We start from the raw sequence: 20,261 nt of genomic DNA on the forward strand, positions 1-20,261 counted from the left end.
GATGTGAGCGTCCCGCATTTTTTGTGATATATAGTCTGATAAGTTTACAACTTATACCCCCACTGCTCCAAGGCGAACGACCAGTTCTTTTCAACCAGTTCAACGGTTTCGGGCTTGTATTGGTATTTGTTTTTCTTGTACCCTTTCTTCTTGTTGACGTATGCTTCGATGTCGGCACGGGCTTCGTCAAAGCCGGGAATTTGCAGCTTTTGGTAAATCTCTTGCGTCATATCGAAGGCGTTCTTTTCGTAATCCTCGAAACGGACTTCCACCAGATTGCCTTCCGGAATGAACTTCTTGTCGGCCTCGTATTTGTGATACAGCTTGGCGTAGACAGAAAGGATGTTGGCCTGTAGTTCTTCGTTGCTGATGTCCTGCAGTTTCAGTGGCTGGATGGTGTTGGTAAAGAAGCTGCGGGTCGATTCGAATACCGTGTACGGGTTACGCATCAGGTAGATGAACTTGGCGTTCGGGAACATCTTCACCAGCTCTTTCACGCGTCCGGTGTGTGGTGGGTTCTTGCTGAGGAACTGTGTGCCGTGGGTGTTCCACAAGGAAATCTTGATCAGTTTGGTGAAGGTTTCCTCAAACACTTTCAGTTCGGCATCGCTGATGTCATCGAACAACAGGTACTTGTCGGCATATTCCTGCATGTATTTCGGCAGGAACCAGAAGTTGTAGTATGTGTAGGGCATCATGTTGGCCAAGGCAAACTCTTCTTCCTGCGGCAGGTCGACGGCCAGCTCCATGTTGTCGGTCGGACGCTTGTCCGGCATCAGCCAGCTCATGTTCTTCTTGAAGAAGGGCTGTCCCCACATCATCAGGTGCGGAAACACCGTCTGATAGGTGGTGTTGTAGCCAAAATGCTTGTCGCAGGAGAACACGTTGTGCATGAAGGTGGTTCCGCTGCGCCAATGTCCGAGGACGAACACAGGGTCGTGTTCCAGGGGCTTGTCGGCCAGCAGTTTTTCATACCGTTTGTCCTGTAAAGGAGCCAGTGTGGATAACAGACGGCAGACGGCCTTGGTCAGGCGGTATTTGCCTTTGTATGCCGGATCGATGGTACGTCCGGCAGTAATCTGGTTGAAAGTCTTCCAGTCGGCTCCCACAAGGGTATTGATGGGGAGTTTGTTAAATTCAAGTAGTCCCATTTCTTTAATTGATAATTGGCAACTGAGAAACTCAGCTTGTCGATTTTAACTTTTAATTTTTAACTATTAATTCAATGGCGATACCCTGACGTTCCAGTTCCTTTACGGCACGTTCGATGGCTTCGTAGTGTTCCGGACCGATGCCCAGTTTCGGCAGGTTGAGGACAGGCAGTTCCATCTGGTTGTGCATGTCTTTGTCGGCCACCTGGTTGATAATCATTCCCACGGCACTGGTGTTGTTGGTAATCGGGTCAATCAGGATGAAGGCACCCGTAGCTTTGTTCTTGGTATAAGGGTCGAAGAACAGTTCCTTGGAAGAAGTCAGTACCACATGGGCAATCTGGTTGAGCTGCATGGGCACATCTTCCTTGGTCAGACGTCCGTTTTCCACAGACAGGTGTTCCATGGTGTTGATGTCTACCTTATACTTGATGCTGTCTACGCGGGTACGGCTGGTGTTAGTGGTCTGTTTCAGGAAGAAAGATTTCTCCATGTCCATCTTTTCTTCGTCCATCCATACCAGCATGGCTTCGAAGTTGCGTCCGATCATTGGCATGTTGTCGGGGTGTACCAGCATTTCACCACGGGATACGTCGATTTCGTCTTCCAGGGTCAGGGTGACAGACATCGGCGGGAAGGCATAGTCGAGTTCTCCGTCGTAGGTCACGATGCTCTTGATGTGCGAACGCTTGCCGGAAGGAAGGGCTACTACCTCATCACCTTTGTGTACCACGCCGGAAGCTACCTTTCCGCAGAAACCACGGAAGTCGAGATTCGGACGGAGTACGTACTGCACCGGATAGCGGAAGTCTTTCAGGTTGTGGTCGTTGCCGATGTGGACGGTTTCCAGGAATTCCAGCAGAGCCGGTCCTTCATACCACGGCGTACGGTCGGATTTTTCTACCACGTTGTCGCCTTCCAAGGCTGACAGCGGAATGCACTGTACGTCGGGGATACCCAGCGGAGTGATGAAGGCCATGTAGTCGGCTACAATCTTGTCGAACACTTCCTTCGAATAGTCTACCAGGTCCATCTTGTTGACGGCCAGTACTACGTGCTTGATACCCAGCAAGGATACCAGATAGGTATGACGGCGGGTCTGGGTGATGACGCCGGTACGGGCATCTACCAGGATGACGGCCAGGTTGGCAGTCGAACCGCCGGTAATCATGTTGCGGGTATATTGTTCGTGTCCCGGAGTGTCGGCAATGATGAACTTACGGTTGTTGGTCGAGAAATAACGGTAAGCCACGTCGATGGTGATACCTTGTTCACGTTCGGCTTTCAGTCCGTCGAGCAGCAGGGCATAGTCGATGTGTTCACCGGCGTTACCCATACGCTTGCTGTCGCGTTCCAGGGCATCAAGCTGGTCTTCATACAATTTCTTACTGTCGAACAACAGACGTCCGATGAGGGTGGACTTTCCGTCGTCGACTGAACCTGCGGTCAGGAAACGGAGCAGGTCCTTTTGTTCGTCTTTTTTCAGGAATTCCTCGATAGACATCTTGCCTCTGGCTTCTCCTTCCATCGGGTTGCCTGATTTGCTTTTATCTAAATGTTCCATGTCGTTACGTAATTAAAAATATCCTTCACGTTTCTTTTGTTCCATACTGGCTTCCTGGTCGAAGTCGATGACACGGGTCGTGCGTTCACTTTTGGTGGTGGTCATCATTTCCTCCACAATCTTTTCGATGGTGTCGGCTTCGCTTTCAATGGCGCCTGTCAGCGGCCAGCATCCCAGGGTGCGGAAACGGATTTTCTTCATTTCAATCTTGTCGCGGTATTTTTCCGGCAGGCGGTCGTCATCGGGCATAATCAGCTGTCCGTCGATGTTGACCACCGGACGTACCTTGGCGAAATACAGCGGTACGATGGGGATATTTTCCAGACGGATGTACTGCCAGATGTCCAGTTCGGTCCAGTTGCTCAACGGGAACACACGGATGCTTTCTCCTTTGCGGATGCGGGCATTGTAGATGTCCCAAAGTTCCGGACGCTGGTTCTTGGGGTCCCACTGGTGGAACTCGTTACGGAAAGAGAAGATACGTTCCTTGGCACGTGATTTCTCTTCGTCGCGGCGTGCGCCTCCGAAGGCTGCGTCGAACTTGTATTTGTCGAGGGCGTGCAGCAGGGCCTGTGTTTTCATCAGGTCGGTGTGTACCTTACTTCCGTGAGTGAAGGGGCCTACGCCTGCGCGGAAGGCTTCCATATTGCTTTCCACAATCAGGTTCCAGCCGTATTTTTTAGCGTATTCATCGCGGAACTGAATCATTTCCTTGAATTTCCATTTGGAATCGATGTGCATCAGTGGAAAAGGTACTTTTCCCGGAGCGAAGGCTTTTTCTGCCAGACGGACCATGACGGATGAGTCTTTTCCGATGCTGTAGAGCATCACCGGATTCTCAAATTCGGCAGCCACCTCACGGATGATGTGAATGGACTCGGCTTCGAGTTCTTTTAAGTGGCTCAATTTGTATTCTTCTTGCATGGCTATATAATGTTTATTTTTTAGTGACTTTGGGAAGAATCAGGTCGAGCAGCTGGTCGACAGATTCTTTAAGGGATAATTTCGATGTGTCGAGCGAAAGAGCCGGATGAGCCGGAGCTTCGAACGGAGCAGAGATACCGGTGAAGTTCTTGATTTCTCCACGGCGTGCCTTGGCGTACAAGCCTTTTACGTCACGACGTTCGCATTCTTCTAACGGCGTGCTGACGTAGATTTCTAAGAAATCTTCTTTTCCGATAATTCCGGCAGCCATTTCACGTATTTCATTGTTGGGACTGATGAAAGCGGCCAGAGTGATGATGCCGGTATCGACAAACAGCTTACCGACTTCTGCAATGCGGCGAATGTTTTCTACACGGTCTTCTGCCGAGAATCCTAAGTTGTTGTTGATGCCGCTGCGGATGTTATCGCCATCCAGGATACGGCATAGCAGGCCGCGTTGCTGCAGTTCACGTTCCAGAGCAATGGCGATGGTACTTTTTCCGGAACCGCTCAGTCCGGTAAACCAGATCATGAGTCCGTGTTGTTTCAGCAATTCTTCTTTGTCGGCACGCCCTAACATGCGGTCGAATATCGGATAGATATGATTTGTTTCTTGGTTGTTCATATTTTAAAGCGTATTTAAATCAGTTTTAAAACGGCCATATCAGCGGGATGAGGAAAACGGAAATCAGGAACGTGATGATGTTCAGCGGCAATCCGATGCGGACGAAGTCGGTGAACTTGTAATTTCCGATACCTTGTACAATCAGGTTGGTCTGATAGCCGATGGGAGTGGAGAAGCTGGCTGAGGCTGCCATGCAGATGACCACGAAGAACGGCATAGGATTGATGCCCAGCTGGGTGGACAATGACAAGGCAATGGGGAAAGACAGTGCGGCCGCTGCATTGTTGGTAATAAGCTCTGTAAAGATATTCGTAATGATAAACAATACGGCCAGCAATACGTAGGGACTGTAATTATGTCCCAGGTTGATGATGTATCCGGCCAGCAAATCGGCCACCCCGGAATTTTCCATGGCCTTGCTGATGGCAAAAGCGCAGGCAATGGTAATCAGAATATCCCATGAAATATATTTGGTGTATTTCTGTGGAGGGAATATTTTGCTCCATGCCATGATGACCGTAGTGATGGAAACGAAAAAGAACATATCCAGCTTGATGCCTTCTGGAAGGTATTTTTCAATACCCGGCAGTTCGCCCACGGTGGCCCCTACAATCATGAACAGGAGCAGGAAAAGGGTAAACCAGCGTTTCTTTTTGCCGGCAGGTTCGTATTCTTTTCCGTTGGCCAGCATCAGGAAGACGGATGATTCTCCCCATGTCTGGATGAAACTGTCATCGGTCAGCACCACCAGTGTGTCACCCTCCCGGAAACTGACCTCGCTCAGATTCTTATAGGTGCGTCCGCTGCGGCGAAGTTCTTTTACTTCAGCTCCGTAATGGCGCTTGAAATCAAATTCGCTGACCGTCTTGTTGATTCCCGGGAACCGGGGGCCGATTACGGCTTCTACCAGGTGCAATGAAGAATCGCCATCTTCTTCGCTGGTGGTTTCCGGACGGTCGGAAGGCAAGAGCTTTTTAGAGAACAGAAGCAGGTAGATGATGCCGGCCAGGGCGATAAAGACTCCCACTTTTCCGAGTTCGAACATGCTGAACCCTTTCAGTCCTGCGTCAAGAATCATGCTGTGGACTACCAGGTTGGTAGAAGTGCCAATCAGGGTGCAGATGCCTCCGAGAATGGTCACATACGAAAGGGGAATCAGGAAATAAGTGGCCGGAAGTTTGACGTAGCCGGCCCACCGTTTGATGATAGGGGCAAAAATGACTACTATCGGGGTATTGTTCAGGAAAGCGGAAATGAAGGCAATGCTGGGCAGCATGCGTATTTGTGCCCGGAAGACCGAAGTGGTCTGCTGTGGCAGCAGTTTTTTGATAAGCTGTGACAAGGCATTGCTCTGACGGACACCCTCGCTTATCAGAAACAGCATGGCTACGGTAATCATGCCTTTGTTGCTGAAGCCTTCCAGCATTTCTTTAGGGGTAAGGATACCCGTGCAAAGAAAAATCACCACCACCGAGAACAAAATCATTCCCGGTCGCATCTTGTCCATAATCAGTGCGGCCAGCATGGCCACGAGTGAAAGAAGTACGATGATAATCTCAGTAGACATAAATTGGGGGTTATTCTGCAATGAACCAGGGGTTCAGCAGGTCTGTTTTATTATATTGTAGCGGTTCTGTTTTTCCAGCCTGATAGACTTCCTTTCCGGCAGCACGGATAATGGCATGTCCGGCTGCAGTATCCCACTCCATAGTAGGAGCAAAGCGAGGGTATACGTCGGCATTCCCTTCGGCAATGAGGCATAACTTCAGAGAACTTCCTTTGGAGATGGTTTCCACATGTGTATGCTTTTGCTGCATTTCGTGGATATAAGCTTCTGTTTCAGGAGTCAGGTGTGAACGGGAAGCCACGACGATGAATGTATCGTCTGTACGGTGGGCATTCGGCAGACGCTGTGCATGCGCAATCAGTGCATCCAGTGAAGTGCATGAACCGGTTTCTGTAATTTCATTGATTTTATAGGCTCCCAGCGTGGTATCGGCAAAATAAAGTTCTTTTTTGACGGGGATATAAATGACTCCTGCTTCCGGGCAACCATCTTTTACGTATGCAATGTTGACGGTGAATTCACCGTTTCGTTTGATGAATTCCTTGGTACCGTCCAACGGGTCGACAATCCAAAGCTCTTTCCATTGCTGTCTTTCTTCAGGTGCGATTTTGGCCCCTTCTTCGCTCAGCAGGGGATAGGGAGTGGAAGCCAAAGCCTGGGCTATGACGGCATGCGATTTGCGATCGGCGATGGTCAACGGGGAGTTGTCCGCCTTTCTCTCTATTTCAAAATCTGCATTTGGGTCTGTATACACCGACATGATTTCTGCTCCAGCGGTGAGTGCAGCCTGAATGGCAGTATATAATATATTTTTATCCATAATAGTATAAATTGCTGTAAAATAACAGCTTTTTTTAATGTCGTTTGTGGTTTATTATTCGTATTTTCTGTTCCTGTCTTTTTTTTATAACTTCTTTTAAGAAGCTACCTCCTGGTTTGACTGATTCACTTTGTCATGTGGGTGTTTCCAGATACGCCATAGGTAGAAAGCGCAATGAGTGAAGGCAAAGACAAAGGAGATGGTAAGCAAGGTCTTGTCCTCGTCCCATCCTACGGTTTGCTGATGCCACAATCCGGTAATCACACTGAGAATAGACAAAATCAAGCCTGTAAGGTTTAATACCATATCCCCTTTTCGATGTCTTTGTCCGGGTTCCAGTTTGCTGTGATGGATGCCGTAGGAGGCATATACATCCAGTCCGATGAGCATCCATAACACCAGTCGTATCCACGTATCGGCGGGAAGGAAACTCATCATACACAGGCAGGTAAGGATACCCATGATGGGTACGAAGGGAACAAATGGAGTCTTGAAAGCTCGGTGTACGTGGGGCATGGTCTTACGTACAACCAGTATGGCAGCGCAAACCAGGGTGAAGGCCAGCAGCGTACCGATACTGGTCATCTCTCCGGCCACTTGTGCTGGAATGAAGCCGGCCAACAAGCTGACTACGACCATGAAAAGAGCATTGCTATGAACCGGTGTACGGAAACGGGGGTTGATTTTGGAAAAGAACGGGGGAAGCAGTCCGTCGCGACTCATGCTTAGGAAAACACGGCTTTGTCCGAGCAGGGTGACCATGATAACCGAGCAATAACCGAACAAGATGGCCAGGATGATAGCCTTGTTCAGCCACGGATAAACGGGCTGGATGACACCCTGGGCATCGGGGTATCCCATTTTTTCAATGGCGACGGCCACCGGGGCAATCCCGACCTGTCCGCTGAACTCGGTGTAGTGTGCCACCCCCGTCATGACATGGGCGAAGAGGATGTATAAAATGGTGCATACCAGCAGAGACACTAAAATGCCGATAGGCATATCCCGTTTCGGATTTTTGGTCTCCTGAGCAGCGGTACTCACTGCGTCAAATCCCAAAAAGGCAAAGAAGACGATGGCGGCTCCTCGGAAAATGCCCGAAATGCCGAACTCACCCAACGTGCCGGTATTAGTCGGAATATAAGGTATGTAGTTGTCGCTTTGGATAAAGCGCCAGCCCAATACCACGAATATCAGAATCACCGCAATTTTCAGGAAAACAATCAGTCCGTTAAAGAAGGAACTTCCGGCGGTACCCCGCATCAGAATCAGGCTCATGAGTACCACGATTACCATGGCGGGGATGTTTACGATGCCTCCGTCCCACGGACAGGCCGTGAATGCGTGGGGAAGTTCAATTCCTACCCCTTGCAGGAAGACGGTCATATAGCGGCTCCAGCTGATGCTGACGGTGGTGGCGGCTACGGTATATTCCAGTACCAAATCCCATCCGATAATCCAGGCGATGAGTTCACCCATGGTGGCGTATGAATAGGTATAGGCACTTCCTGATACAGGAATCATGGAAGCAAATTCCGCATAGCAGAGTCCCGCAAAGCAGCATCCGATGGCTGCAATGATGAACGAAAGCGTAATGGCCGGACCTGTGTAAGAAGCCGCCACGGTTCCGGTGATAGAAAACAAGCCGGCTCCAATAATGACTCCCACTCCGAGTGCTACCAGACTGACGGGCCCTAATACCCGTTTGAGGGTGCCGCTTCCCGTTTCCTTGGCTTCAGCCTGTAAAGCCTCTATACTTTTTCGAATAAAAAGCCCCATGGTGATTGTATTTGTAGATTGTGCGGCAAAGATACAAAAAATTATGAAATATTTTATTTCAGGTATTGTGTCACCTTCCCGCTAAGTTGCAGCAGGGATATTTCACACATTTTCGTATCATATTCTGCAGAAAGAATGCGTTCTTCCGCATCGAGGAGGCTTTTCTGAGCTTCACGCATTTCAATTCCGGATAAATCTCCCAGCAGGTAGCGTTCTTTGGCTATCTCGTGGTTCTCTTTGGCGGAAATCAGGTTCTGACGTTCTAGGTTCAACAAGCGGATGTTGTTGCGGTAGGCTTGCCACAGGTTACTCAGGTCGGCCCGGAGTCCTTGTTCCACCTCGTCGCGGGCCAGCTGGGCGTTGCGGATGGCTAGACTGGCATTCCGTTTCTCGCGTTTCCGGTTGCCGTCGAAGAGGTTGAATCCTACGGTGATGCCTCCGCTGAACCCCCAGTTGCTGCGCTGGCGGGTGGCATTGACATCGTATTTATTCAGGGTATAACCGTAGCCGGCATTCAACCGTACATACGGATAATTGCGCGACAATACTTTTTTATAATCCAACTGGGCTAGTACGGTATTTTGGTCTGCTTGCAGCAAACTGGAGTTCGTTTGTAGGGTACCCTCCCACAAGGCATTGAAATCCAGATTTTCGTTGACGTCAATTACCGAGTCTTTCACGCTGAGCGGGCGGTCCATGTCTTTGGCGGCCATCAGCTCGTTCAGGTTGATACGGGAAGTATGCACCAGTTCCCGTTGTTTGATATACTGTGCCCGGTCGGCATTGAAGTCCACGGTGGCTTGCTGATAATCCAGCCGGGAGAAGTTTCCGATGTGGTAGCGTTCTTCCACGATGCGCAGACGTTCCCGGGACAGTGACACGGCATAGCGGAAATTCTTCAACCGGATTTCCTGTTGGATGTAGTTATAGTATTCTGCCGTGAGGGCGGCAATGAAGTCCTCGACGGCAATCCGGGTGTTAGTGGCTCCCTGTCGTTCGAGCTCTTTCAGCTGCTTGTAAGTGGTGCTGATGTTGAACCCGTCAAAAATCGTCCAGTTCAGGTCGATACCCGCATCCAAGGTCTGGTCGTATACGCCACGGAGCTTGGTGGTTTCTCCCGTTTCACGCGACTGGCTGTTGCTGTTGTCTGCGTTTCCGGTATAGCCGGCTGTCAGGTCCACTGTAGGCAGGTAGCCTGCATTTCCCAGGGTGGCGTTGTTTTTGCTCACCTGCTCTTCGTTGCGGGTGATGCGGAGCGAATAGTTGTTGGCCAATCCTTCTTCCAGGCATTGTTGCAAGGTATAGGTGTACTGGGCCTGTGCCGGAAGTCCCAGACCGAGGAAAAAAAGTGCATAGTAAATAGACCGTTTTCTCATTTCTTTTCTTTTTTAGCGCGGTTAGTCGAAATATAAGAATAAATGGCCGGTACGATGTACATGGTCAGGAAAGTAGAAACCAGCATACCGCCCACTACAGCCACTCCCATGGCGATGCGCTGGTTGGCTCCTTCACCCGAAGCGAAAGCCAGCGGCAACAAGCCGAGGATGGTAGAGGCACTGGTCATCAGAATAGGGCGCAGACGCTGGAGGGCCGCATCGCGGATGGCCAGCATCTTTTCTTCGCCCGCCTCCTGTTTCTGGTTGGCAAATTCCACAATCAGGATACCGTTTTTGGCCACCAGTCCAATCAGCATGATGATACCAATCTGACTGAAGATGTTCATCGTGATGTCGCCGAAGTACATGAAGACCAGGGCACCGGCGATGGCCAGCGGCACGGTGAGCATGATGATGAGCGGATCTTTGAAACTTTCAAACTGTGCCGAAAGAATCAGGTAAATCAAAATCAGGGCCAGGATGAAGGCGAACATCAGGCTGGAGGAACTTTCGCGGTATTCCTTGGAGTCGCCCGACAAGGCGGTGCGGAACGTGTCGTCCAGCACCTTGTCGGCAATCTTGTCCATCTCGTCCAGACCGTCGCCGATGGTTTTGCCTTCGGCCAGTCCCGCAGAAATGGTGGCCGAGATGAAACGGTTATAATGATACAGTTTGGGCGGTGCCACAGCTTCCACAAATTCCACCAGGTTGTCCAGCTGTATCATTTCTCCCTTGTCGTTCCGGATATAAATCGACTTGATGTTGGCCGGCTGGTTACGTTGCTGGCGGTTGATTTGTCCAAGAATCTCATACTGCTTGCCATTCATGTAGAAATAGCCCATGCGCTGTCCGCTTAACCCGTATTGCAAGGTTTCTCCGATGTCGCGCACACTTACACCCATGGTGCCAGCCTTGTCGCGGTTGATGGTGACGCGCATTTCCGGACTGCTGAACTTCAGGTCCACGTCGGCCATCTGGAAGGTCGGGTTATCGTATACTTGTGCCAGGAACTCTGGTAATACCTCCTGAAGCTTTTCGATACTGACCGCCTGAAGCACATATTGTACCGGCATACTGGCTCTTCGTCCGCCGAAAGAAGACTGCTGTTGTACGAAGGAACGGGCCTTGGTATGCGTACGGATAGCTTTAGAGATTTTTTCGGCTACCTCCATCTGGGTGTAATCGCGTTCCTTGATGTCTTTCAGGGTAACCTGAATGTTTCCGCTTCCACTCGACACACGGGCCGTGACAAAAGCCGCATCCGGTACGATGGAGTCGACCAGTGTGTTGATTTCTTCCGTATAGTCACGGATGTATTCATAGCTGGCTCCTTCGGCCGCACTGGTCCGGATGTTGATTTGCGAGCGGTCTTCCAGTGGGGCCATCTCGGCTGGAATATGGTTCCATAAGTAACCGATGAGGGCCAATGTAATCAGGATGAACGGGATAGCGATGATACGCTTGTGCAGAAAGGCCTGAAGGCTGCGGGCATACAGGCGGTTCATGCCTTCGAAGAAAGGCTCCGTCTTCCGGTAAAACCAGTTCTGTTTTTCCCGGTGCTTCAACAATTTGGTGGCCAGCATCGGGGTAAAGGTCAGAGCCGAGAAAGCCGAGATAATGACAGAGCCGGCTACTACGAAACTGAATTCGCGGAAGAGGCGTCCGCTGGTTCCTTCCATGAAGACAATCGGGATGAACACGGCGGCTAGGGTAATGGTGGTGGAAATCACGGCAAAGAAAATTTCTTTAGCGCCCTCGATACCCGCCTCAAACGGTTTCATACCTCGCTCGATGCGGATGTAAATGTTTTCGGTCATCACGATGGCATCGTCGACCACCAGTCCCACCGACAGGACGACGGCCAGCATGGTGAGCACGTTGATGGAGAATCCGGCGATATACATCACGAAGAAGGCTCCGATGAGGGAGACCGGAATCACAATACAGGGAATCAAGGTGACACGCCAGTCGCGCAGGAAAAGGAAGATGATGATAATCACCAGCGCGAAAGCCTCGTACACGGTACTTTCCACTTCTGCAATGGAGGCACGGATAAAGCGGGTGTTGTCGAAACCGTATGTGTATTCCACGTCGTCGGGCAAGTCTTTCTTCATCTGCTCCATGCGTTCGTACACGGCGTCGGCAATGTCGATGTGGTTGGCACCCGGCTGCGGAATGACGACGACACCCACCATGGGTACCCCGTTCATCTTCATGTAGCTCTTCAGGTCGGCCGGTCCCAGTTCCGCGTAACCGATGTCACTGAAGCGCACCACCTGTCCGTTTTGTTCTTTCAGGATGATGTTGTTGAATTCCTTCGCTGTATGCATCTGTCCCATGGTGCGCAGGGTCAGTTCCACAGTATTTCCTTCTATGCTTCCAGACGGAAGTTCCAGGTTCTGTTTATCGATGGCATTTTTCACGTCTACCGGGGTGATGCTGTAGCCGGCCATTTTGACCGGGTCGAGCCACAGACGCATGGAATAGCGTTTTTCTCCCCAGATGGAGACGCTGCTCACGTCGGGAATGGTTTGCAGCTGTTCCTTGACGGTCAGGTCGGCAATCTCACTCAGTTCCAGCAAAGAACGGGTGTGACTTTGTATGGCCACCATCAGGATAGGGCTGGCATCGGCGTCGGCTTTGGATACGGTAGGCGGGTCGCAGTCGCGGGGTAGGTAGCGCTGGGCACGCGACACCTTGTCGCGCACGTCGTTGGCAGCGGTTTCCAAGTCGACAGACAGTTCAAATTCCACGGTGATGCGGCACTGTCCCTGCTGGCTGGTACTCGACAGGGAGCGGATGCCCGGAATCCCGTTGATGTTCTGTTCTAGTGGTTCCGTAATCTGGTTTTCAATCACTTCTGCATTGGCTCCCGGATAGCTGCAGGTCACGGAGATGATGGGATTATCCACCGAAGGGTATTCGCGTACCCCTAGGGTGGTGTAGCCAATCAGTCCGAAAAGCAGGATGATAATGGTGAGCACAGTGGCCAGTACGGGCCTTCTGATACTAAGTTCGGAGATGTTCATACGGCAGAAAGTTAGTTGATTTGATCAAGAATTACCGGCATGCCGGTGCGCAGTTGAAGGGTACCGGAGGTCAGGATGGTATCTCCGGCCGACAATCCTTTCAGAATCTGTACTTCTGCTTCCGTGCGGATACCGATTTCCACATCCACCGGTTCGGCCACTCCTGAGCGGTACACGAATACCTTGTTCTTTCCCATTTCCGGGACGATGGCTTCCGACGGAATGGCGATGGCGTCTTGGATTTCTTTCTGCTTCAGTTCGATGTCCGCATAGCGTCCGGGCAACAGTTCCCCATTCCGGTTCGGATAGAGGGCGCGGACGGTCAGCGTATGAGTTTCTTCATTGATGCGTGATTCCGTGGCATAAACTTGGGAATTGAAGGCTTCCAATCGTCCTTCAATCTTGAAGGTCAGGTTTGTGCCTTTCTTGATTTCGCGGGCATAACGTTCCGGTACGGCAAATTCCACTTTAAGTGGTGTGATTTTCGTCAGTTTGGCGATGACGGTTGTGGGGGAGGCGTAAGCTCCCAGGCTGACCTGCCGCAATCCGATGATGCCGTCGAACGGGGCCCGGAGTTCCGTCATGGCAATGTTTGCTTTCACATTCTCAATGTCGGCGTTGAGGGTAGCCAGTTCCGTTTTTACCTGTTCGTACGCTTCTTTGCTCACTGCATCACGTTGCAGCAAGGCATTCTGACGGAACACACGGTCTTCGGCCAGTGGCATCTGGGCTTCCAGCCGTTTCAGCTGGGCTTGCAACTGGCTGTCGTTCACTTTGGCCAGCAGCTGGCCTTTGGACACGAAAGAGCCCTCCGTGAAATCAATGCTCGTGATTTTTCCGGAGGTTTCAAACGACAAGTCCACTTCTTCATCCGGCATCAGTTTGCCGCTGACAAACAGCTGGTCGGTGAGCAAGTGAGGTTTGAGTATTTTAGCATTTACGTTGAGTGCTTTGGACTTGCCAGTGGGTACTTGCTTCTCGGCTGCTTCCAGTTCTTCGTTCTTCCCGGGGGTAAACGTGTGAATACCTAAGGCAATAACTCCAGCCCCTATCACTACGATGATTCCCCATTTGATTCGTTTGTCCATGTGTGTTTTTCGTAAGGTTTGAGGTTAAAAAAGTTAATAGGCTGACCGGTATTTTCCTTCTTCCTTGTCTTCTAGTATGTTCAGGTAAGAGGCATACCGCGATTCGCTGATGTAGTGGTTTTCCACGGCTTCACGTACGGCGCAACCCGGTTCATGCCGGTGGGTACAGTTCCCGTATTTGCAGTGCGCGGAAAACTCGAATATTTCCTTGAAGTAGTGTCCCACTTCCTCGTCCTTCATGTCGAAGGTGCCGAAACCCTTGATGCCCGGGGTGTCAATTATGTAGCCGTCGCCCGCTACAGAGAACATTTCAGAGAAAGTGGTAGTGTGCATGCCTTTGTTGTGTGCCGTGGATATTTCGCCGGTTTTGACATTCTGTTCCGGCAGGATGGCATTGATTAAGGTCGATTTTCCTACGCCGGAATGGCCGGAGAACAAGGTTACTTTTCCTTGCAGGGCCTGTTTGATTTCCTCTATTCCAGTGCCTTCCAGCGCCGAAATTTGGTAGCAGGGGTATCCGATGTGGGTGTACAGGTGAATCAGTCCCTCCAGGTAATGCAATTCCTCTTCTGTATAGCGGTCCACTTTGTTAAATACCAGGCAGACTGGTACGCGATACGCTTCTGCCGAGGCCAGGAAACGGTCGATGAATATGGTGGAAGTTTCCGGATAGTTCACCGTGACCACCAGCATGCACTGGTCCAGATTGGCTGCGATGATGTGTGATTGTTTGGACAGGTTGGAAGAACGGCGGATGATGTAGTTTTTCCGGTCTTCAATTTCGGTAATGAATGCGGTTCCTTCCGCATTGACATTGATTTGTACCCGGTCGCCCACGGCGATAGGGTTTGTGCTGCGTATTCCTTTCAGGCGGAAATTTCCTTTTATCTTACACTCAATTAGCTTTCCCTCGTCCGTTTTGACCAGATACCAGCTTCCTGTATTTTTAATGACCAGACCTTTTTCCAATAGATGTAAATTTAAAAAAAGAGGAGGGAAGAAATCCTGACGGTTCCCTCTCTCCTCCTATGGGGTGAATAAAATTTATACTGTCATGATTTCTTTGTCTTTGGCAGCCAGCATGTCGTCAATCTGCTTGATGTACTTGTCGTGTACTTTCTGCAATTTGGCTTCAGCGTTTTTCTGCTCGTCTTCCGGCATACCGTCTTTTACGGCCTTTTTCAGGGCGTCGATGGCATCGCGGCGTGCGTTGCGGATGCTTACCTTGGCAGTTTCTCCTTCACCTTTGCACTGCTTGCTCAGCTGTTTACGGCGTTCCTCAGTCAATGGCGGAATACCCAGACGGATGATTTCACCGTTGTTTTCCGGCATGATACCCAGTTCAGAGTCGATAATTGCCTTTTCAATGATGCGGAACATGCTCTTGTCCCACGGCTTGATGGCAATGCTGCGCGCGTCGGGAGTAGTCACTGCGGCTACGTTGTTGATGGGCACCATGCTTCCGTAAGAGTCTACGCGGATACCGTCCAGCAGACGTACGTCGGCTTTTCCGGCACGGATGTGGGCCAGCGCGTCTTCCAGGTACATGATTGCCATATCCATTTTCTCTTCAGCTTCGCTGATAATTGTTTTAGAATCTGCCATATATTTCTTACATTTATAGGTTTTATATTCTCTGATAAGTATTTATGTGAACAAAAATAAGCTATTTTTTATTCTCATGCAATACTTCGGAACATAAGTTTGTGTCTGTTTGGCTCGAAACTTGCCGGAAACTTCTTATCTTTGTTTGTCAACTTAATAGCAGCACGGTTTATGATTACAGTTTATTTGGCCCGTCATGGACAGACGGAGGAGAATTTGAGTCGGATTTTTCAGGGGCATTTACCTGGTACATTGACGGAAGAAGGCAAACAGCAGGCCGTGGAACTGGGGCAGACCTTGCGTGAGATTCCGTTGGATGCCGTGGTGAGCAGCGACTTGCAGCGGGTGGTGGATACGGTACGGCTGGCCGTGGGCGACCGGCACCTGCCGTGGCAGCAGACGACTTTGCTGCGGGAAATCGACTGGGGACCGTGGACCGGACTGACGGTGGGGAGTGTGGATTTGAGTCATCCGCCTGCCGGGGTAGAGACCCCTCAGATGTTGTACGACCGTGCGGGAACTTTTCTGGAGTATCTGTGGCAGCATTATGACGGCCAGCGGGTGCTGGTCGTGGCGCACGGGCAAATCAACCGCTGCCTGGAGGCCCGGATGAAAGGGGTAGCATTGGACGACCTTCGCACGATTCCCTTGATGAAAAATGCGGAATTCCACCGTTATGAACTGGCGGGTGAGTAAATAAAAACGGCAAGGAGCAGTCGTAGACCGCAGCTTGCCGTCATTTTATAGAATAGAAAAGGGTTGGGATAATCAGTTGTGTACCAGTGTACCGATATTTTCGCCCGACATCACTTTCTTCAGGTTGCCTACGGTATCCATATCGAATACAATAATCGGCAGGTTGTTTTCCTTGCACATGCAGGTAGCGGTCAGGTCCATTACCTTCAGGCCGCGTGCCAGTACTTCATCGTACGTAATGTCATCGAACTTCGTGGCTGTCGGGTCTTTTTCCGGGTCGGCTGTATAGATACCGTCTACGCGGGTACCTTTCAGCATGACGTCGGCTTCGATTTCAATGCCTCTCAGTGACGAACCGGTGTCGGTGGTAAAGAACGGATTTCCGGTACCGGCCGACATAATGACTACTTCCCCGTTTTCCATGGCCTCAATGGCTTTCCATTTGGTATAGAATTCACCAATCGGTTCCATGCGGATAGCCGTCAGTACACGTGCCTTTACGCCGGCAGCCACCAAAGCTGAGCTTAGTCCCAAGCTGTTGATAACCGTAGCCAGCATACCCATCTGGTCACCTTTCACGCGGTCAAAGCCTTTTCCGGCTCCCGACAATCCGCGGAAAATGTTACCGCCACCGATGACGATGCCAATCTGTACGCCCATGTCATGGATTTCCTTGATTTGCTGTGCATATTCGCCCAGCCTTTTTTCGTCAATACCGTATTTTTTTTCTCCCATGAGGCTTTCGCCGCTGAGTTTTAACAGAATGCGTTTGAATTTTGCCATAATCGTAGTTGTTTTATTAGTTTGTAGCAAAGTTAGTAATAATTTCGGATATCTTCCGCTTTGCGAAAAAAACTATGACAGGGTGTGTAAATCTGTGATTCTCTTCCGGTAAAGGATGATTCCTTGTACGATACCCCGCAGACTCAGGTAGACAATGAAAGCCATCCAGAGTGCATGGTTTCCTAATGTGTCGTGCAGACTGTAGTAAAGGAGGAAGAAACTGGCCGAGGCAATCCACATGGCACGCAGCATGAGGCGGGTGGCTGTGGCCCCGATGCAGATACCGTCGAGCAGAAAAGCCGAGAATCCAGCCAGCGGAATGGCCAGTACCCAGTAAATGTATTCTCCGGACGCGGCAATGACAGTCGCGTCGTCGGTCAACAGGTTGAGAAAACCTTTTCCTCCCAGTCCGTAGAGCAAGGTAAACAGCAGGGAGAGTGAGATGCCCCATTTGAAAAGATGTTTTACGGTTAGTGTCAGTGCCTTGTGGTTCCGGGCTCCGATGTATTTCCCGCTCAGCGCTTCTCCAGCGTAGGCAAATCCATCCATGAAATACGAAAAGAGGGTGAACAGTTGCATGAGCAAGGCATTGACGGCCAGTACCACATCGCCGTATGCGGCCCCCGTGGAGGTGAAAAAAACAGTTACGGCAATCAGGCAGAGCGTACGGAAGAAGATGTCTCGGTTCACCTGAAAGAAACGTTTCATTTCGGTTCGGTCGAACAAACCTTTCTGGTGCAGGTACTTTCGTAGCGGACGATAGTAGACAAGCCAGAGCAGGCAGGCCATTCCCAGTCCCGCATATTGTGCTACAAGGGTGCCGAGGGCCACACCTTCCACTTTCATGCCGAGGGAGAAGACGAAAAATAGACTGGCGGCAATGTTGACAATATTCTGGGTGAGGGCGATGAACATCGGGAAACGGGAGTTCTGCATGCCGATGTACCAGCCGGTAAAGCCGTAGAGTCCCAGCGTGGCCGGAGCTCCCCAGATGCAGATATGGAAATAGAGCGTGGCCAATTTTTCCACCTCCTCACTGGTGTCCATGAAGATAAAAGCCAGGCTGCGGATGGGGAATTGCAAGATCAGCAGGGCAAGGGCCAGTAGCAGACTGATGCTCAGCGAGCGGAGCAGGATTCGGGTAGATTCCTGCAAGTCGTGTCGGCCGTAGGCTTGGGCAGTGAGTCCTCCCGTTCCCATGCGGAGGAAGCCGAAGAGCCAGTAAATCATATTGAACAGCATGCCTCCCACAGCGATGGCTCCGATGTAGGAAGCTGCTCCCAGATGGCCTACAATGCTGACGTCAATCAATCCCAGCAGGGGGACGGTGATGTTGGAAACGATGGAGGGCAGGGCAATGTGCAGAATCTGTCTGTCGGTCGTCTTCATAAGATGTATTCCACTTCCTTGAATAAATAGCCTCTTTGTTGTCCTTGCGCGTCTTCCAGTATCAGGCGTCCGCTGGGCTCGATGTCCACGATGCGTGCCTGGAACTGTCCGTCCTTGTCCTGATACGGATGCATTCCCTCCTTGCGGTAGAGGGCTTCCTTGTAACGTGTTTCCAGTAGGTCGGTCTGTCCTTCCTTCAGCCGTTGATAATAGTAGGTAACCTTGTCCATGATTTGTGCCAGTATTTCACGGATGTCATACTGGTTGCCCGTAATCTGGCACAAGGAGATGGGGTTGGGGGCATCGCTGTAGAAGCGTTCCTGGTTCAGATTGACCCCGGTGCCCGAGATGGAACGGCTGATGTGGATACCGGTCAGGTCGTTTTCAATCAGGGTGCCGCAAATCTTTTGGTCTCTCCAGTAGATATCGTTGGGCCATTTGATGGAGATGCCTTCCGTATAGCTGGACAGCACGTCATACAGGGCCAGGGCCGTGACTTGTGAGAGGTAGAACTGGCGGTGTGCCTCCAGAAAGTCCGGATACAGCACAAAGCTGAAGAGCAGGTTCTTGCCTGCTTCCGATTCCCAGCTGTTGCCACGCTGTCCGCGTCCGGCCGACTGGAAAGATGAATATACGCTGGTCAGTTCCGGATATGGTTGCGCATTGCAAAGGTCCGCCAAGTAGGAATTGGTAGAAGTGGTTTCTGCCAATACGATAGGTTCAGGATATTTCATGAGTCTTTATGCATTAATTAGTTCCACACAGGAGGGAAGAAAGCCTCTTCGATGTGTTCAATCTGGAAAGGAGGCTGCATTCCCACCACGGTAATGAGGTCGAAGCGGACGGGAAGGTCGAGGGCGAATTTCCGGACATACGCATCGGCAGAAGCCACGATACTCCGTATTTTCCGGTTGTCCACCGCTTCTTCCGGATGGCCGAAACGGTTGTCCCTTCTGGTTTTCACTTCCACAATGACTAAGGTACCGTCTTTTTGGGCCACGATGTCCAAATCCCGGTGTCCGGAATGCCAGTCCCGGTGTCTGATTTCATATCCTTTTTCAGTCAGATAAGCCACTGCGGCAGCTTCTCCTTCTTTTCCCAGTTCATTATGTAGTGCCATTTTCCGCTTTTTTGCAAAAATACGCATTTTTATGCTTCAATTTTAACGGAATACGCTAATTTTGCAGGACAAATGGTAAATAGCGGGAAAAAAAGAAAGAAAGTGCCAGTTAGCAATCCTCCCCGTCGTCAGCGGATGGTTTGCTTGATGAGCGAAGAAGAGGTGCGGATTGTGGACCGTTATCTGGAAAAATACCAGATAACCAACAAGGCACGCTGGCTTCGCGAGACGGTCTTGTCTTTTATCCATCAGAATATGGAAGATGATTATCCCACGCTTTTCAAGGAACATGATATGCGCAGATAAACCGATGGCAGACGATTCTTTTTACATGAAACAAGCACTGGCTGAGGCTGTACGGGCCGCAGACAGGGGAGAGGTACCTGTAGGGGCTGTGGTGGTCTGCCGGGACCGCATCATTGCGCGTGCGCATAACCTGACCGAGACCTTGCACGATGTGACGGCTCATGCGGAAATGCAGGCGGTGACGGCGGCGGCCAATGCATTGGGGGCGAAATACCTGAATGATTGTACGTTGTATGTCACGGTGGAACCCTGCGTGATGTGCGCAGGAGCGATTGCCTGGGCACAAGTAGGTCGTCTTGTGTTCGGGGCGGAAGACGAGAAAAGAGGTTACCAGCGGTATGCGCCGCAAGCCTTGCATCCTAAGACGGTAGTCGTGAAAGGAGTGTTGTCCGACGAGTGTGCCGGACTGATGAAAGACTTCTTCCGGAAAAGAAGATGA

At 50.7% G+C, this 20,261-nt stretch carries 19 protein-coding genes; 3 read left to right on the forward strand and 16 right to left on the reverse strand.

The window, feature by feature from the left end:
- Nucleotides 1-44: 44 nt before the first annotated feature.
- From OCV81_RS09265 to frr, 12 genes are all read right to left on the reverse strand, one after another.
- A complete protein-coding gene (locus OCV81_RS09265) occupies nt 45-1,151 on the reverse strand; it encodes a sulfotransferase family protein (RefSeq protein WP_148329770.1) in 1,107 nt (368 codons plus the stop codon).
- Between the two features lie 52 nt (nt 1,152-1,203).
- Nucleotides 1,204-2,655: a sulfate adenylyltransferase subunit CysN gene (cysN, locus tag OCV81_RS09270; RefSeq protein WP_374045584.1), complete on the reverse strand. Its 1,452-nt coding sequence runs from the start codon at nt 2,653-2,655 to the stop codon at nt 1,204-1,206.
- Between the two features lie 72 nt (nt 2,656-2,727).
- Entirely contained in the window at nt 2,728-3,639 is a 912-nt protein-coding gene (cysD, locus tag OCV81_RS09275) for a sulfate adenylyltransferase subunit CysD (protein ID WP_148329772.1), read from the reverse strand.
- Between the two features lie 13 nt (nt 3,640-3,652).
- The gene (gene cysC / locus OCV81_RS09280) at nt 3,653-4,264 is read right to left on the reverse strand and encodes an adenylyl-sulfate kinase (RefSeq protein ID WP_148329773.1); all 612 of its coding nucleotides are present in this window, start codon (nt 4,262-4,264) and stop codon (nt 3,653-3,655) included.
- 25 nt (nt 4,265-4,289) lie between these two features.
- On the reverse strand, nt 4,290-5,831 hold the full coding sequence (locus OCV81_RS09285) for an SLC13 family permease (protein ID WP_022054054.1): 1,542 nt from the start codon (nt 5,829-5,831) through the stop codon (nt 4,290-4,292).
- A gap of 10 nt (nt 5,832-5,841) precedes the next feature.
- Nucleotides 5,842-6,651, reverse strand: a complete 810-nt coding sequence (cysQ, locus tag OCV81_RS09290; RefSeq protein ID WP_148329774.1) for a 3'(2'),5'-bisphosphate nucleotidase CysQ — start codon at nt 6,649-6,651, stop codon at nt 5,842-5,844.
- 96 nt (nt 6,652-6,747) lie between these two features.
- A complete protein-coding gene (locus tag OCV81_RS09295) occupies nt 6,748-8,430 on the reverse strand; it encodes an amino acid permease (protein WP_022355102.1) in 1,683 nt (560 codons plus the stop codon).
- 53 nt (nt 8,431-8,483) lie between these two features.
- Nucleotides 8,484-9,806, reverse strand: coding sequence for a TolC family protein (locus OCV81_RS09300; protein ID WP_148329775.1), 1,323 nt, complete (start codon nt 9,804-9,806; stop codon nt 8,484-8,486).
- Nucleotides 9,803-12,835 carry an efflux RND transporter permease subunit gene (locus OCV81_RS09305; RefSeq protein ID WP_148329776.1) on the reverse strand — a complete coding sequence of 1,011 codons (3,033 nt, stop codon included), beginning with the start codon at nt 12,833-12,835 and terminating at the stop codon, nt 9,803-9,805. Before OCV81_RS09305 ends, OCV81_RS09300 begins: the two co-directional genes overlap by 4 nt.
- 11 nt (nt 12,836-12,846) lie before the next feature.
- Nucleotides 12,847-13,923 (reverse strand): efflux RND transporter periplasmic adaptor subunit, encoded by a 1,077-nt coding sequence (locus tag OCV81_RS09310; RefSeq protein ID WP_148329777.1) that lies wholly within the window; start codon nt 13,921-13,923, stop codon nt 12,847-12,849.
- Nucleotides 13,924-13,956: 33 nt separating this feature from the next.
- Complete coding sequence (gene rsgA / locus OCV81_RS09315) at nt 13,957-14,892, reverse strand: ribosome small subunit-dependent GTPase A (protein ID WP_148329778.1); 936 nt, start codon at nt 14,890-14,892, stop codon at nt 13,957-13,959.
- A gap of 75 nt (nt 14,893-14,967) precedes the next feature.
- Nucleotides 14,968-15,528 (reverse strand): ribosome recycling factor, encoded by a 561-nt coding sequence (gene frr, locus OCV81_RS09320; RefSeq protein ID WP_022355097.1) that lies wholly within the window; start codon nt 15,526-15,528, stop codon nt 14,968-14,970.
- Between the two features lie 171 nt (nt 15,529-15,699).
- Here frr and OCV81_RS09325 point away from each other — a divergent pair, with 171 nt between their 5' ends.
- Nucleotides 15,700-16,224, forward strand: coding sequence for a histidine phosphatase family protein (locus OCV81_RS09325; protein WP_148329779.1), 525 nt, complete (start codon nt 15,700-15,702; stop codon nt 16,222-16,224).
- Nucleotides 16,225-16,296: 72 nt separating this feature from the next.
- Here OCV81_RS09325 and pyrH read toward each other — a convergent pair whose 3' ends face one another.
- The 4 genes from pyrH to OCV81_RS09345 all read right to left on the reverse strand — a co-directional run bounded on the left by pyrH (nt 16,297) and on the right by OCV81_RS09345 (nt 19,516).
- Entirely contained in the window at nt 16,297-17,007 is a 711-nt protein-coding gene (gene pyrH, locus OCV81_RS09330) for a UMP kinase (protein ID WP_007559787.1), read from the reverse strand.
- 72 nt (nt 17,008-17,079) lie between these two features.
- Nucleotides 17,080-18,396, reverse strand: a complete 1,317-nt coding sequence (locus tag OCV81_RS09335; RefSeq protein ID WP_148329780.1) for an MATE family efflux transporter — start codon at nt 18,394-18,396, stop codon at nt 17,080-17,082.
- Nucleotides 18,393-19,130 (reverse strand): biotin--[acetyl-CoA-carboxylase] ligase, encoded by a 738-nt coding sequence (locus tag OCV81_RS09340; RefSeq protein WP_148329781.1) that lies wholly within the window; start codon nt 19,128-19,130, stop codon nt 18,393-18,395. Before OCV81_RS09340 ends, OCV81_RS09335 begins: the two co-directional genes overlap by 4 nt.
- Nucleotides 19,131-19,147: 17 nt before the next feature.
- Entirely contained in the window at nt 19,148-19,516 is a 369-nt protein-coding gene (locus OCV81_RS09345) for a YraN family protein (protein WP_072541638.1), read from the reverse strand.
- A gap of 72 nt (nt 19,517-19,588) precedes the next feature.
- Between OCV81_RS09345 and OCV81_RS09350 the strand changes: the two genes are divergently transcribed.
- Both OCV81_RS09350 and OCV81_RS09355 read left to right on the forward strand, forming a co-directional pair.
- Entirely contained in the window at nt 19,589-19,822 is a 234-nt protein-coding gene (locus OCV81_RS09350; protein ID WP_022355093.1) for a hypothetical protein, read from the forward strand.
- A gap of 4 nt (nt 19,823-19,826) precedes the next feature.
- A complete protein-coding gene (locus tag OCV81_RS09355; RefSeq protein ID WP_148329782.1) occupies nt 19,827-20,261 on the forward strand; it encodes a nucleoside deaminase in 435 nt (144 codons plus the stop codon).

The organism is Phocaeicola fibrisolvens (assembly GCF_025567125.1).
Lineage (GTDB): Bacteria > Bacteroidota > Bacteroidia > Bacteroidales > Bacteroidaceae > Phocaeicola > Phocaeicola fibrisolvens.